The 14,427-nt window shown below is 70.9% G+C and carries 15 protein-coding genes; 10 read left to right on the top strand and 5 right to left on the bottom strand.

Annotated features, from left to right (window positions below; translation table 11 throughout):
- Positions 1-127: 127 nt before the first annotated feature.
- From ACIQ7Q_RS17300 to ACIQ7Q_RS17285, 4 genes are all read left to right on the top strand, one after another.
- Positions 128-979, top strand: a complete 852-nt coding sequence (locus ACIQ7Q_RS17300; protein WP_403861921.1) for a TetR/AcrR family transcriptional regulator — start codon at positions 128-130, stop codon at positions 977-979.
- Between the two features lie 8 nt (positions 980-987).
- A complete protein-coding gene (locus tag ACIQ7Q_RS17295) occupies positions 988-1,596 on the top strand; it encodes a TetR family transcriptional regulator (RefSeq protein ID WP_403862186.1) in 609 nt (202 codons plus the stop codon).
- Positions 1,597-1,639: 43 nt separating this feature from the next.
- Entirely contained in the window at positions 1,640-3,640 is a 2,001-nt protein-coding gene (locus ACIQ7Q_RS17290) for a HelD family protein (protein WP_403861918.1), read from the top strand.
- Between the two features lie 72 nt (positions 3,641-3,712).
- Entirely contained in the window at positions 3,713-4,624 is a 912-nt protein-coding gene (locus ACIQ7Q_RS17285) for an aldo/keto reductase (RefSeq protein ID WP_403861915.1), read from the top strand.
- On the opposite strand, the gene ACIQ7Q_RS17280 is transcribed toward ACIQ7Q_RS17285, so the two are convergent.
- The gene (locus ACIQ7Q_RS17280) at positions 4,615-5,604 is read right to left on the bottom strand and encodes a phosphotransferase family protein (RefSeq protein ID WP_403861910.1); all 990 of its coding nucleotides are present in this window, start codon (positions 5,602-5,604) and stop codon (positions 4,615-4,617) included. The genes ACIQ7Q_RS17285 and ACIQ7Q_RS17280 overlap by 10 nt on opposite strands.
- A 64-nt stretch (positions 5,605-5,668) precedes the next feature.
- On the bottom strand, positions 5,669-6,127 hold the full coding sequence (locus ACIQ7Q_RS17275; protein WP_403861908.1) for a MarR family winged helix-turn-helix transcriptional regulator: 459 nt from the start codon (positions 6,125-6,127) through the stop codon (positions 5,669-5,671).
- Between the two features lie 118 nt (positions 6,128-6,245).
- Between ACIQ7Q_RS17275 and ACIQ7Q_RS17270 the strand changes: the two genes are divergently transcribed.
- The 6 genes from ACIQ7Q_RS17270 (at position 6,246) to ACIQ7Q_RS17245 (ending at position 10,394) form a co-directional block, all read left to right on the top strand.
- Positions 6,246-6,839, top strand: coding sequence for a DinB family protein (locus tag ACIQ7Q_RS17270; RefSeq protein ID WP_403861905.1), 594 nt, complete (start codon positions 6,246-6,248; stop codon positions 6,837-6,839).
- A gap of 494 nt (positions 6,840-7,333) precedes the next feature.
- The gene (locus tag ACIQ7Q_RS17265; protein WP_403861902.1) at positions 7,334-7,921 is read left to right on the top strand and encodes a TetR/AcrR family transcriptional regulator; all 588 of its coding nucleotides are present in this window, start codon (positions 7,334-7,336) and stop codon (positions 7,919-7,921) included.
- Positions 7,918-8,298 carry a hypothetical protein gene (locus tag ACIQ7Q_RS17260; RefSeq protein WP_403861899.1) on the top strand — a complete coding sequence of 127 codons (381 nt, stop codon included), beginning with the start codon at positions 7,918-7,920 and terminating at the stop codon, positions 8,296-8,298. Before ACIQ7Q_RS17265 ends, ACIQ7Q_RS17260 begins: the two co-directional genes overlap by 4 nt.
- 518 nt (positions 8,299-8,816) lie before the next feature.
- Positions 8,817-9,305: a helix-turn-helix domain-containing protein gene (locus tag ACIQ7Q_RS17255; protein WP_403861896.1), complete on the top strand. Its 489-nt coding sequence runs from the start codon at positions 8,817-8,819 to the stop codon at positions 9,303-9,305.
- Positions 9,306-9,339: 34 nt separating this feature from the next.
- Positions 9,340-9,939: a hypothetical protein gene (locus tag ACIQ7Q_RS17250; RefSeq protein WP_403861893.1), complete on the top strand. Its 600-nt coding sequence runs from the start codon at positions 9,340-9,342 to the stop codon at positions 9,937-9,939.
- 116 nt (positions 9,940-10,055) lie between these two features.
- A complete protein-coding gene (locus ACIQ7Q_RS17245) occupies positions 10,056-10,394 on the top strand; it encodes a DUF2516 family protein (protein ID WP_356631562.1) in 339 nt (112 codons plus the stop codon).
- 74 nt (positions 10,395-10,468) lie between these two features.
- On the opposite strand, the gene ACIQ7Q_RS17240 is transcribed toward ACIQ7Q_RS17245, so the two are convergent.
- From ACIQ7Q_RS17240 to ACIQ7Q_RS17230, 3 genes are all read right to left on the bottom strand, one after another.
- The gene (locus tag ACIQ7Q_RS17240; RefSeq protein ID WP_403861889.1) at positions 10,469-11,710 is read right to left on the bottom strand and encodes a PP2C family protein-serine/threonine phosphatase; all 1,242 of its coding nucleotides are present in this window, start codon (positions 11,708-11,710) and stop codon (positions 10,469-10,471) included.
- Between the two features lie 386 nt (positions 11,711-12,096).
- The gene (locus ACIQ7Q_RS17235) at positions 12,097-13,185 is read right to left on the bottom strand and encodes an NlpC/P60 family protein (RefSeq protein ID WP_403861886.1); all 1,089 of its coding nucleotides are present in this window, start codon (positions 13,183-13,185) and stop codon (positions 12,097-12,099) included.
- 279 nt (positions 13,186-13,464) lie between these two features.
- Positions 13,465-14,250: a class I SAM-dependent methyltransferase gene (locus ACIQ7Q_RS17230; RefSeq protein ID WP_403861884.1), complete on the bottom strand. Its 786-nt coding sequence runs from the start codon at positions 14,248-14,250 to the stop codon at positions 13,465-13,467.
- Positions 14,251-14,427 lie beyond the last annotated feature (177 nt).

The raw sequence follows: 14,427 nt of genomic DNA, 5'->3' as shown, positions 1-14,427 counted from the left end.
CATGCTTCTGCGTATGCCATACGCGTTACTGCGTAAGGGTTACGCATTACTAGGATGGGCGTCAAGCGCGAGAAAGTCCGGGGCGGGACCCGAACCCGGTGGCGGAAGCGGCGGAGGCGGCGGAGCGATGGCGGGCGACGGACGTAGGCGCGGACCGGGCGGTGCGCGAACCAGCACCGGGCTGCCCGCGAGCATCGAGGCCGCGTGGGGCCTGCGGGAGCGCCCCGGCAAGGGACCCAAGCCGGGCATCGGCGTCGAGCGGATCGTCGCGGCGGCCGTCACCGTGGCGTCGTCCGAGGGGCTTGCGGCCGTCTCCATGGGGCGGGTCGCCAAGGAGCTCGGGGTCTCGACGATGTCCCTGTACCGGTACGTGGCCGCCAAGGACGAGCTCTACATCCTGATGCAGGAGGCTGCCGTCGGCCTGCCGCCCGCGCCCCCACCGCCCGGCACCGGCTGGCGCGAGGCGCTGGAGGCCTGGGCATGGGCGCAGCGCGAGGTGTTCCACCGGAACCTGTGGATGCTGCGCATCCCCATCTCCGGCCCGCCGGCCACGCCCCACTCGGTCGCCTGGTGGGACCGGGGGCTCGCCGCCCTCGCGGACACGGGTCTCGACGAAGGCGAGAAGATCTCGGTCATCCTGCTGATCGCCGGCTTCGTGCGCAACGAGGCCCTGCTCATGGCGGACCTGGGCGCCGCGATCGCGGCGAGCGGGGAATCCGCCGAGGTGGTCATGGGCCGTTACGCCGAGACCCTGGAGCGTTTCGCCGACCCCGAGCGCTATCCGGCGCTCGCCAAACTGCTGGAGTCGAGGGTGCTGTACGAACCCGACAGCGCGGACTTCGAGTTCGTCTTCGGTCTGGAGCGCTTGATGGACGGGGTTCAGGTGCTGGTCGACAGGCGCGGCCGGGCGAGCGGCCGGGGGAGCGCCAGCAGGAACGGCGGGGGCGCCGGCCCGTGCGAAGGGGGCGTCGAGGCGTGAACGGTGAGATGGGGCTGCGGGAGCGCAAGAAGCTGCTGACGTATCGCGCGATTTCGGAGGCCGCGATCGCGCTGTTCCTCGAGCGGGGCTTCGATGCCGTGTCCGTCGCCGAGGTGGCGGCCGCGGCGGACGTCTCCAAGCCGACCCTTTTCCGGTACTTCCCGGCCAAGGAGGATCTGGTACTGCACCGGTTCGCCGACCACGAGGACGAGGCGGCGCGCGTGGTGGCGGCACGGCCCGCCGGACTCTCGCCGCTCGCGGCGCTCCATCGGCACTTCCTCGACGGCCTGGAGCGGCGCGACCCCGTGACCGGGCTGAACGACGACGAGCGGGTGCTCGCCTTTCACCGCCTGCTCTACGGGACTCCCAGCCTGGTCGCGCGGCTGCCTGCTTACCAGGCCAGGTCCGAGGCGGCCTTGGCGGACGCGTTGCGGGCGGCCGGTGCGGAGGAGCTCGGCGCCCGGCTTGCGGCGGGGCAGATCGCGGCCGTGCAGCGCATCCTCGCGCTGGAGAACTGGCGGCGGATCGCGGCGGGCGAGCGTGCGGAGGAGGTCGCTCCGGACGCGGTGGCGGCGGTGGACCTGGCGTTTGCATTGCTGCGCGACGGTCTGGAATGAGTTTCAGTTAAAAATGTTACTCGGTTGCGTTATTCTCGTGGGAATGACGTCACTCGATCATGACCTGGCCCGGGAGCGGGCCTTCCACGACACCTGCCGCACCGCCATGACCGCCATGGTCGACGGGGCGGATCACCGGGTCGCCACCGGCGCCGACGTGTCCGCGTCCGGCACCGACGCCGAAGTTCTCGGCCGCCAGTTCCGCGGTCACGCACGGGAACTGCGTGAACAGCCGCCGGGGCCGCTGTTCTTCGGCCGTCTCGACCACGAGGACGGCCGGAGCCACCACATCGGCCGCCGCCGCATCAGCCGCCGCCCCGCCGACCCGCCGCTTGTCATCGACTGGCGCGCTCCCGTCTCGCGCGCCTTCTACCAGGCGAGCGCCGGCGACCCCCAGGGCGTCGCCGTGCGACGCCGGTTCGGCTGGGCGCCGGGCAGCGACGGCGACTCCGCCGCTCTGACCGGCCTGGAGGACGAGCACCTCGGCGGGCCGGACGTCACCAGTGCGTCCGCACGCGCGAGCGCGATCGTCGCCGACGAGATCGAACGGCCGCGCGTCGGTCCGATGCGCGACATCGCCGCCACCATCCAGCCCGAACAGGACGATCTCGTGCGCGCCGAACTGGCCGGCACCGTCTGCGTCCAGGGCGCCCCCGGCACCGGCAAGACCGCGGTCGGCCTGCACCGCGCCGCGTATCTGCTCTACACGTATCCGCAGCGCATCAAGCGCAGCGGCCTGCTGTTCCTCGGCCCCAACCGGACCTTCCTGTCCTACATCTCCGAGGTGCTGCCCGCGCTCGGCGAGATCGACATCCGCCAGTCGACCGTCGACGACGAGATCGCACGGCACGAGGCGCGGCGGGAGGACCCGCACGCCGCCGCGGCCGTCAAACACGACATCCGGATGGCGGCCGTACTGCGTCGCGCCCTGTACGCACGGGTCGTACCGCCGGTCGAGCCGCTCGCCATTCCCGACGGCTCGCACCGCTGGCGGGTGCCGCTCGGCGCGCTGGAGCGCATCGTCGCGGATGTCCGCGAGGAGGCGCCGCCGTACGCCGTGGGCCGTGAACGGGTGCGCAGCCGCGTCGTACGTGCCGTACAGCTCCAGGCGGAGCGGCGGGCGGGGCCCATGAGTGCCGCATGGGTGCGCAAGATCGCCAGGGCGCCGGCGGTCGGCGCGTTCGTGGACGCGGTCTGGCCGAAGACGCTGCCCGAGGAGGTGCTGGCCGAGGTGCTCACCGATCCCCGCGACCCGCTCCTGACGGCGGCCGAGCGTGATGCCCTCCGGTGGGCGAAACCCCCGCGCTCTTACCGGTCCGCGCAGTGGTCCGCCGCCGATCTCGTCCTGCTCGACGAACTCGCCGGTCTCATCGAACGCCCCGAAGGCTACGGGCACATCGTCGTCGACGAGGCACAGGACCTGTCGCCGATGCAGTGCCGAGCCGTCGCCCGCCGGGCGGGGTTCGGCTCCCTCACCGTGCTCGGCGACCTCGCCCAGGGCACCACGCCATGGGCCGCCCGCGACTGGCCGCGGCAGCTCGCCCACCTGGGCAAGGAACGTGCCACCGTGGTCGCCCTGACCGTGGGCTTCCGTGTGCCGGCGGCGATCGTCGACCTCGCCAACCGTCTCGTCGGCGCCTTGGACGTCGACGTGCCGCAGGCCCGGTCGCTGCGCCGGGACGGCGAACTCGCGGTCCACGGCGTCGACGACACGGGCGCCGCCGTGGTCCCCGCCGTACGCGACGCCCTGGCGCGCGAGGGTTCGGTCGGTGTCATCGCGGCGGCCGGCGAGGCCACGGAACACCTGCGCGACGTGCTCGCACCCCATCTGTCCGAGAAGGAGCGCGCACGGGTCAGCGTCCTGCCGGCGACGCTCGCCAAGGGCCTCGAGTACGACCATGTCGTCGTCGTGGAGCCGGCGGCGATCGTCGAGGCGGAGGCTCGCGGACTGCACCGGCTCTACGTGGCGCTCACCCGGGCCGTCTCCCGCCTCGACATCCTGCACAGCCGTCCGCTTCCGCCGGAACTGGGCGTACCTGCCTGACCTTTCACGGCAGGCGCGCCCACCCCCCTCGGCCCCGGCGACCGCCGGGTCGTCGCGTGTCAGACTCCGCGCATGACTTCACAGACGATCACCGCGGCGGCCGCCGGGAGTTGGAAGCTGGGCGACCTGACAGTCAACCGGGTCGGGTTCGGGGCCATGCGGCTGACGGCCGACGCGGACGGCAGGCCCAGTGACCGAAACCGGGCGATCGCCGTGCTGCGCAAGGCCGTGGAGCTCGGGGTGAACCACATCGACACCGCGGCGTTCTACTTCTCCCCGACACGCTCCGCCAACGAGCTGATCAACCGGGCCCTTTCGCCGTATCCGGACGACCTCGTCATCACCACCAAGGTCTGGCCCGGCCGTGATCCGTCGGGGGAGTGGTGGTGGGCGGAACCGGCGCAGCTACGGGGCCAGGTCGAGGAGAACCTGCGGCAGCTCGGCCGTGACCACCTGGACGTCGTGAACCTGCGCATTCCGCGCAGCGCTCAGACGGAATCCCTCGCCGAGCACTTCGGTGTGCTGGCCGAGCTGCGGGACGCCGGGCTCATCCGGCACCTCGGCGTCTCCAACGTCAGGCCCGAACATCTTGCAGAGGCCCAGGCCGTCGCGCCGGTGGTGTGCGTGCAGAACCCGTACGGAGTCGGCGGCGCCTCACCCGAAGACCGGGCGTTCCTGGACGCCTGCGGAGAGCAGGGGGTGGCGTTCGTGCCGTTCTTCGCGATCGCCGGCGACGGGCGGGAGTCGGGGGTGAGCGGCACGGACAACGCCGAGGTGCTCGCCGTGGCCCGCGCCCACGGCGTGAGCCCCGCGCAGATCCGGCTCGCCTGGACGCTGCGGCAGGGGTCGCATGTGCTGGCGATCCCGGGCACCGGCAACCCGGACCACCTGGCCGACAACGTGGCCGCGGGCGCGCTGCGGCTCTCCGACGACGAGATGGCCCGGCTGAACGCGGTGGGACCGGACCCGGCCCCTCAGCCGTAGCGGTGCAGGAGCGCCAGCAGATAGACCTCCAGCCGCCGGGCGAGCACGGCGCCGGTGAGGTCCGTACGCCCCAGCTCCCGCCACGGCACCCCGACCTTCTCCGCGTCGGGGGCGAACGCGAGGGCGTCGAGCATCCGCCAGTACAGATGGGCGGCCGGGTCCTGTGACAACCGGCCGCCCGCGGCGGTGTAGCGGTCGGCGAAGCGCATGCCCGCCTCGGGGCCGTGCAGCAACGCCAGCGCCGTGCAGCAGTGGGCCACGTCCAGGTCCGCCGGCCCCCAGGAGGTTTCCACCCAGTCGACGACGCCGCTGATCCGTGTCGCGTCGGCGTCGTTGGTGAAGAGCACGTTCCCCGGGTGGAAGTCCCGGTGCAGGAAGCACCCCTGGTGGCCGGGCGGATCCCGGCGGATGACGTCGACGGCGCGTCGCCAGACCTCCGGACGATCCGTGTCTGCGGGCAGCCGGACGTGGTCGGGTGACGCCCACGCCTGGTAGGCGCGCGGCCGGCCCCCTTCCGGCACCTGCACCTGGTGGATGCGGACGAGCTGGCGGGCGAGAAGACCCGCCCGACGATCGGCGCCGTCTTCGCCGAGCCGGACGCTGCCGGGCAGCAGGGTCATCAGCAGGGAGGGGTGATCGCAGTGCTCCCCGCTCGCGTCGAGGGCGTGGAACTCCGCCGCCGGTACGCCGGTCGGGCCGAGCATCGTCAGGATGTCCGCCTCGCGGGCGAGCATCGCGGGGGCGTGCCGGACGTAGAAGGGTTTGGCGAACGAACGCAGCACCAGGTCACGTCCGTTGCCGCCGGGACCGGCGACACGCAGCCGCCGCATCGACGAGGTCCATCCGCCGCGAAGCCGCTCGACGGCCTCGATCCGCTCACCCGCACCCAGCTGCTTCTCGACCCAGGCGCGTGTCGCCGCCCAGTCCTGTCCCTCGTCCCTGTCCTGTTGCTCCTGCCCTTTGCCCGTGTCCCCGTCCATGCCGTACACGCTATCGATCTCGCCGTGCCTGCCGTGGTGGTTCGGCCCGGCCGCCGCCGGCCCCCTAGTGGTGCCAGGCCCGGCCGCCGGTGTTGTGGATGAACCGCTGCAGCACCTTGAGGGTGGTCAGGTACTCCTCGTCGGATATCCCGGCGTGACGCTCGTCCCACAGCTCCTTCTGAAGGGCCGATCCCTTGGCGAAGAACTCCTCGCCGTCCGACGTCAGTTCGAGCCTGCTGCCGGCATCCTCCGCGATCCAGCCGCGGGCCACGACGGTGTCGATCTCCTCGTCGATCGCACGGTCGCCCGCGTCGAGGTAGCCGCTGAGCACGGCGATGACTTCGTCGCGGGTCTTCGTGCGACCGGCCCCTGCGACCTGCCCGAGGATCCAGAACTGGGGCTGTGTGGTGCCGATTCCGGCGAGGGCTGCCCGTATCCGGGTGACCACCGCCTTGGAGGCGGCCCAGCTCCAGTAACCGATGGGCTGCCGGAGCAGCTCCGCGTCGTTGTGCGAGTACTCCATGGCGGGTTCCTTTGTTCGCGCTGCGGATGGTTCGACGCACACGACCGTAGAAACTCAACCGGACTTGAGGTCAAGCGTTCCCGCGCCGGGAAGATCGCGCGAGCGGCAGACTGTCCGCATGAACGCAACGGATCCGAAGACCGACCTGCACTTCTACCTCCAGTCCGCCCGCGATGCCCTGTTGTGGAAGCTCGAAGGGCTCTCGGAGTACGACGCCCGCCGCCCGCTGACGCCGACCGGCACGAACCTCCTGGGTCTGGTGAAACACGCGGCCAGTGTGGAGTTGGGCTACCTCGGTGACACGTTCGGCCGGCCGTCCGGCGAGCCGCTGCCCTGGGTCGAGGACGGCGCCGAGCCCAACGCGGACATGTGGGCCACCGCCGACGAGTCACGCGCGTTCATCGTGGATCTGTACCGCCGGGCATGGGCGCACGCGGACACGACGATCGACGCGCTGCCGCTGGACACGGTCGGCAGGGTGCCCTGGTGGCCGAGCGGCAGGGACGAGGTGACGCTGCACCATGCCGTCGTGCGCGTGATCGCCGACACGCACCGGCACGCCGGCCACGCCGACATCGTCCGGGAACTCGTGGACGGCGCCGTCGGGATGAGCAAGGACAACACCAGCGTCCCGCCGGGCGACGCGGCATGGTGGGAGAACCACCGCAGCCGCCTGGAGCGCGCGGCCAAGGAAGCCGACCGAAGCACGTGACGCCGGACCCAACGCCGACCTCGGGATCGATCACCCAGCCGCGACCGGGCGGTACCGCGCGTTCACTGTGGCGGTACGGTCGTCGCCGTTGAGAAGTTCGCGTCGGACGGGGGAGCCGCCGGGGTTGTCGAACAGCCGGATCCCGTCGCGAGCAGCACCGGCGCGATGTGCAGGCCGACCTCGTCGATCAGTCCGGCCGCGAGGAGCTGTCGGCCGACTGTGGGTGAGAAGACCTCGAGGTTCTTGCCTCCGGCGGCCTCCAGCCAGACAGGCCATCACCTATGTCGAACCCATGCCGCCCATGCGGCCGCCGGTGACAACAAGCCCTGGAAGGTGGCACCTATCGCTCAAGCGGTCTTGAGCAAGTGCGTTGTGGTTGGCGCTACTGCCGCGGTTCGTCTCATGGCGCGTGTGCAAGCTCTGCAGCGGTGATGTCCCTCGGCATGCTGACGGGGGTTGCTTATCAAACGGGTCGACCCGTATGGTAAATTATCATGAGTTCCTTTCCGTCCTCCAGGGGACGTCCCAGGGATCCCCGCTCGCACGAGGCGATCGTCAGCGCGGCCTCAGAGCTGGTGATCGAGGTCGGCTACGCCGCGACATCGATCGGGGCGGTGGCTGCCCGTGCCGGCGTCGGCAAGGACACGGTCTACCGGCGGTGGCGGGGCAAGCCGGAGTTGGTCTTCGAGGCCGTGTTCGCGACCACCGACAATGCTGCGGTCCCAGACACCGGAACGCTGGCCGGGGACCTGACCGCACTGCTGCAGAGCCTGGTCGACGAGTTCCGCGCACCTGCCGCCGCGGCGGCGCTCCCGGGGCTGCTCGCCGACTTCGCCGCCGATCCGGTACTGAAGGCGCGCATCCGCAGCGACTTCCTGGCCCGGTCGAAGGAGCGGCTGCTGATCGTCTTCGAGCGCGCCGTGACGCGCGGAGAGATCGCGGCCGACACGCCCGTGGATCTGGTCCTGGACACGCTGGCCGGAGCCGTGTTCTTCCACGTCGGCCTCGTCGGGGTACACCCCGACCCTCAGCTGGCCGGCCGGCTGGCTGCTGTCATAGCCAAAGGAATCGAGACCCGATGAACGGCTGGCTTCTCGCAGCGGGCATCACGGCGTTCGGTGTGGCCGCAGTACACATCGTCGGCGGACACCGGGATGTGGTCCGCCCGCTGCTGTCCTGCGGACTCGCAGACGAACCCAAACGCGTCCTTCATGCCGTGTGGCACATGGTGAGCGTCGACCTGGTGCTCTCCGCAGCCGCCTTGGTCTACCTCGCGCTGGCGGACGATACGTCAGCGACCGGCCTGGTGGCGTGGTTCGTGGCTGCGCACTTCGTCGCGTACGCAGTCGCTTTCCTGGTCGTCACGCTGTCGGTCGGCTGGCCGAATCCACTGCTCCGGCTGCCGCAGTGGATTCTGCTCATGCCGGTCGCGGTCCTGACAGTGGCGGGCGCCGCGTAGCGACAGCCCCGGAGAGATACAGCAGAGGTGCCCGCAGGGCTGATCCGAGCCGCCAGCAGCTCCCCCGCGCCCCAGCTCAGCGGTCTCGGTGATGGGGGCTGTGGTCCGGGTATGAGGCAGGGCACCTCCCGCGGGCTTCACCCGGGTCCGGCCGTGCACCGTCGTTCTGGACAACGCCTCCGCGCACGTGGCCCGGGTCTTCAACGGGCGCCGCGAGGCACTGGCCGCCATCGGCGTCGAACTCTTCTACCTCCCCCTCGCAGCCCCGAGCTGAACGACATCGAGCGGGTGTGGCGCTCGGCGAAGTACGAAGACTGCCCAGAGCGCGTCCACACCACCGCCGAAGCGGTCGGCACCGCAGTCGATCAAGCCCTGAATCGACAACGCGCACACATCAAGGGATCAGCAGCCAACTTCACCAAAGCCGCTGAGAAGTCACAATGCGGCGGTCTGTTGCCTGCGACACTTTTGCAAGCAGGTGCTTGCAAAAGTTAGCGCTCGCGGTGCACCATCGACATATGGCATCGCTCAACGTCGGCAATCTCGGCGAGTACCTCCGCGAGCAGCGGCGCAACGCGCAGCTGTCGCTGAGGCAGCTCGCCGACGCCGCCGGGGTGTCCAACCCGTATCTGAGCCAGATCGAGCGCGGGCTGCGCAAGCCGAGCGCGGATGTTCTCCAGCAGGTCGCCAAAGCCCTGCGGATCTCCGCGGAGACGCTGTACGTGCGGGCCGGGATTCTCGACGAGCAGGAACGGGACGAGCTGGAGACGCGTGCCGTCATACTCGCCGACCCCTCCATCAACGAGCGGCAGAAGCAGGTGCTTCTGCAGATCTACGAGTCCTTCCGCAAGGAGAACGGGCTCGAGACCGCCGCTGCCGCGGGTGTCGCCGACGACGACGTGTCGAAGGACACCGCCTCGACGGACACCACGTCGAACGAGACCGACTCGAAGGACATCGCCGCTGACGGCCCCCGCACGGCCGACTCGGGCGATGCCGACCGATAGACGAACTGATCTGCGTTCCGGGAGGACCACAGTCATGGCCATCACCGATGACCTGCGTAAGACCCTCACCGACCCGACCCCCCTCTACTTCGCTGCCGGCACCGCCGATCTCGCCGTGCAGCAGGCCCGCAAGGTGCCCGCGCTGATCGAGCAGTTGGCAGCCGAGGCGCCGAGCCGTATCGAGGCCGTGCGCAAGACCGACCCCAAGGCCGTGCAGGAGAAGGTGACCACGCAGGCCAAGGAGGCGCAGGCCACCGTGCAGGCCAAGGTGGCCGAGGTGTTCGGGAGCCTGGACACCGACCTGAAGAAGTTCGGCGAGACCGCCCAGGACTTCGCGCTGCGCGGCGTCGGCGTGGCCGCTGAGTACGCCGTCAAGGCCCGTGAGACGTACGAGAAGGTCGCCGAGCACGGCGAGCAGACCGTGCGTGGCTGGCGCGGCGAGGCGGCGGAGGAGCTCACCGAGATCGCCGTCGCCGTCGAGCCCGAGCCGGCGTCCGACAAGGCAGCGGCGGACAAGAAGGCGCAGCCCGCGGCTGCGGTCGCCGCAGAGCCGAAGGACGAGAAGTCGTCCGCGCGCAGGACCACCGCGCGTAAGCCGGCCCCCAAGAAGAGCACTCCGCCTGCCTCGAAGTGAGCGAATGCGCGGGCGCCGCGGAGACGCGGCGCCCCGCACGTTCATCGCGCCGGGGGCGGACTCGGAGGTACCTTGACCGCGAGGCGACACAAACCACTCACTAGGCGGTGCTGAGGATGCTGGCTGACAAGTTCGACTTCGGGCTCTGGATGATCGTCAACCTGGTCTTCCTCGTCACGTCGGTGGCCGCCCTGGTCATGGCAGCCATGGCCCGTGAGGACGCCTACCGTGCCGCCGACAAGAAGACCAAGCCGTTCTGGCTGGTCATCCTCGGTGTCGCCGTGGCGGTGAACCTCTTCGTCCCGATGCTGTTCCTGTCGATCGCCGGCCTGATCGCCTCGATCGTGTTCTTCGTCGACGTCCGCCCCGCGCTCCAGCAGGTCTCGGGGGGTGGCGGCCGCCGCGGCGGCTCGAGCAGCGACGGACCGTACGGGCCCTACAACGGCGGCCGGTGACGCCCGTCGGAGCGGTCGCGACCGGTTTTGCGACCGGCTTGGTGACCCGCTAGGGACTTGGCACCCGCCGCAACTCAGGGGCGGGTGCCGTCCCGGCTCAGCAGCAGCACTGCCACGTCGTCCGTCAGCTCCCCGCCGTTCAGCTCGCGCACCTCGCCGACAGCCGCCTCCAGCAGGTCCTCGCCGTCCAGGCCGCTGGCGAGCTGCCGGTTGATCATGGAGACCATGCCGTCCTGGCCCAGTCGCTGCTTGGTGCCGGGGCCCTGGCGGCCCTCGATGAGCCCGTCCGTGTACATCATCAGGCTCCAGGAGCCGCCGAGCTCCACCTGCCGGCGCGGCCAGCGAGCGCGCGGCAGCAGGCCCAGCGCCGGACCGCCATCGTCGTAGGGGAGCAGCTGCGCCGCCCGGCCGTGCCGGGTGATCAGCGGGGTGGGGTGGCCCGCCAGGCACAGCCCCGCCCGCCGCCCGTCGGGCGCTATGTCGACGGTGCAGAGCGTCGCGAAGATCTCCTCGCTCTCCCGCTCGTGCTCCAGTACCTGCTGCAGGGTGGAGAGCAGGTCGTCGCCGCACAGGCCGGCGAAGGTCAACGCTCGCCAGGCGATACGCAGTTCCACGCCGAGCGCTGCCTCGTCCGGCCCGTGGCCGCAGACGTCGCCGATCATCGCGTGGACCGTGCCGTCCGGGGTGCGGACGGTGTCGTAGAAGTCGCCGCCGAGCAGCGCGCGCGAGCGCCCGGGACGGTAGCGCGCCGCGAAGCGGAGATCCGAGCCCTCCAGCAGGGGCGTGGGCAGCAGGCCGCGCTCCAGCCGTGCGTTCTCCTGCGCGCGCAGCCGGGACTCGGCGAGCTTCACCTGGGCGGTGTCGGCCCGCTTGCGCTCCACGGCGTAGCGCACGGCGCGGGTCAGCAGGCGTCCGTCGAGCTCCTCGCGCACGAGGTGGTCCTGGGCGCCGACGCGTACCGCCTCCGCGGCCAGCTCCGCGTCGCCGGACGCGGTCAGCGCCAGCACGGCGTGGCGGGGCGCCAGGCGCAGGACGTGCTCGAGCGGTCCCAGGGCGTCGTCCTGGGCGCGGCCGGGCAGCGCGAGGTCGACGAGGACGCAGTGGACGTCGTCCGTGAGCAGCCGCTCCGCCTCGGTGAGATTCCGGGCGGTGCGGATACGGACGCGTGTTCCGGAGGCGTCGAGCATTTCGGGGACGCTGAAAGTGCCCGTCGGGTCGTCCTCGATGACCAGCAGGGTGAGGTCGCCGCCGCCGGCTCCGCCGGGGGCGGTCTCCGCGACGGGGACGTTCCTCTGTCGCGGTACGGGTACGGGCATCGGTGTTGTTCCTTCCCTCCCCCCGAGGGCACGGCAGGACGACGATCGACGTCCCACCAGACGGGGACCATAGCGGTATGCGGCGGCCGAACGGAATGGCGATCAGGGAAGAGCGGCTGGCATATGCCGCGCATAGGGGCGTAGTTGGCACCTGGCCCATGACGAACGTCACCCCGACCGACCGTTTCGTCCCCTTCCCTGCGTGGCACACGTCACTTGCCACTGCGTGGCGCACGTCACTTGCGAAGGCGCCCGCGCCACGCGCGCGTAACACGCGCGTGCAAGGGTGCGCGCCGAGCACGGGTGTCGCCTTCACGGGCCTCGCGCGGCGCCCCCGGGGATGCCGGCCAGGCCGCCCTGTGGCCCGGCCGACATGTCGAAAGGCCTCACTTGTCCGGTCGTACGACCCCGAGGATCGACATCGAGCCCGCGCCCGCGATGGTCACGTTCCGCCCAGGGCGGGGGGCGTGGATGATCGCCCCGTCGCCGATGTACATGCCCACGTGGCTGGCGTCCGAGTGGTAGATGATCAGGTCGCCGGGCCGCATGTTCTTGATGTCGATGCGGGGCAGCAGTCGCCACTGCTCCTGTGAGGTGCGGGGGATACCGCGCCCCGCAGCCGCCCAGGCCTGCGAGGTGAGCCCCGAGCAGTCGTACGAACCCGGACCTTCCGCTCCCCACACGTACGGCTTGCCGAGCTGCTGCGTCGCGAACCGGACCGCCTTCAGCCCCTGTTCGCTCGCCTTGCCGCTGATGCCCTTCAGCGCGCCGGAGTTCAGCCAGGCCGTCTGCGCCTGGTACTGCGCCTGCTTCTCCAGCTCCAGCAGTCTCGCCAGCTCCTGCTCCTCGAGCCGGTCCTCGAGCTTCTGGGCCGCGGCGATCCGCTCCTTGAGCTCCTTCTTGGCCTTTTCCTTCTTGAGGCGGTTGGCCTCGAGCTTCTCCCACTGGGCGCTGGCGTCCTTGGTGTACGTCGCCAAGTCGGCCTGTGCCCGTGTCAGTTCGGTGAGGAGGTCCTTGGTGGCCTTCTGACCCTGCTCGATGCGGCCCACTCCGTCCAGGAAGAGCTGCGGGTCGTCGACGAGCGCCAGCTGTGCCTCGGGCGGCAGGCCGCCCCCGCGGTACTGGGCACGGGCGGCGGCGCCCGCGCGGTTCTTCAGCTCTTCGATCCGGGCCCGGCCCTTGGCCATCTCCTGCGCCAGCTTCACGATCTCGGCGGACTGCTTCTCCGTCCGCTCCTCCGCGAGGTTGTACGCATCGGTGGCGGACGCGGCCTTGCGGTAGAGGGCGTCTATCTCCATGCGCACCTGCTCGAGCGACTGGCCCGGGGCCGGCGGGGCGGGCGCGCCCGGCTTGGTGACGGACGCCGGGGTCGTCGGGGCCGGCTCCGGGGCCGCGAAGGCGGGTCCGGGAAACGCCAGCAGAGTCAGAGCGCAGACCAATGTGATCGCGGCAGTGGCACAGTGGCGTCGGTTCACGACTCCCCCTTCGGACGAACGCATGGCATAACGCCTGGCATACAGGGCGCCTGGAGCACCTGAATGTGATTAACCGTCAGTAACTTGTGTGTGACGTCGTGATGGTGCCATGGCACACGCGAAAACGACAGTGTCGACCGGCAGATCGGCGCGCAGATCACCCCCGTAGCTCACCCCGCCCCGCAGCGCGCCTGCCGCTCATCCCCATTCCACTGAACTGACGAGCAACACGCCCCGTGCGTTCCCGTGTTCGTTTCGTTCACTCGTTCGTGGTGACGTTCATCCCGAATTGGGGTCGAGTGCCGCCCACTTCAGCGTGACCTCGCCCTGCCGCCACCGCCTCCGGTCGTCGGTCAGCGGCCAGTCGGCCTTCAGGTCCCCCACGGCCTTGATCCAGCGCTGCCGGGCGCCCAGCGAGGCGTACGGCGCGGCTGCCGCCCACGCCCGGTCGAAGTCCCGCAGGAAGGCGTGCACCGGCTCACCGGGCACATTGCGGTGGATCAGCGCCTTGGGCAGCCGCTCGGCCAGGTCGGACGGGCGCTCCAGCGACCCGAGCCGGGTCGCGAACGTCACCGTCCGGGGGCCGTCGGGTCCGAGCGCCACCCACACATGGCGCCGCCCGATCTCGTCGCAGGTCCCCTCCACCAGCAGCCCGCCGGGAGCAAGCCGGCCGCACAGTCTCCGCCACACGGCGGCGACCTCGACCTCGTCGTACTGGCGCAGCACATTGGCGGCCCGGATGATTGCCGGCCGGTCCGGCGTCGGCACCTCGAAGCCGCCGTGGCGGAAGGTGAGGCCCTCACGTTCGTACGGCGTCGCGGCGGTGACCCGTGCGGGGTCGATCTCGATGCCCACGACCTCGCACCGGGGGTCGGCGGTGCGCAGCCGCTCCAGCAGCTCCACGGCGGTCCAGGGGGCCGCCCCGTACCCGAGGTCGACGGCGACGGGGGCGGTGGCGCTGCTGCGCAGGGCGGGGCCGTGCGTCGCGGCGATCCAGCGGTCCATGCGGCGCAGCCGGTTGGGGTTGGTCGTCCCGCGGGTCGCGGTCCCGACGGGGCGGTTCATGGGAGTGAGGGTATGCGGTGGGCCGGGGCGTCACGGACCGTGGTGTATCGGGTGCTGATCGCCCGGGTGCGCGGCGGGCGCAAGCGTCGCGGCGGCGATGGACGGCAATGATTTGGCAAAGTGGCTCCGACAGGGAAATGGAAGCGCGCAATCCGCTGTTGTGAGGCTGTGCGGGAA

This window comes from Streptomyces sp. NPDC096176, assembly GCF_044763255.1.
Taxonomy (GTDB): Bacteria; Actinomycetota; Actinomycetes; order Streptomycetales; family Streptomycetaceae; genus Streptomyces.
Note: the sequence above shows the minus strand (reverse complement) of the source record. Positions and strands in the feature narration are given on the sequence as shown.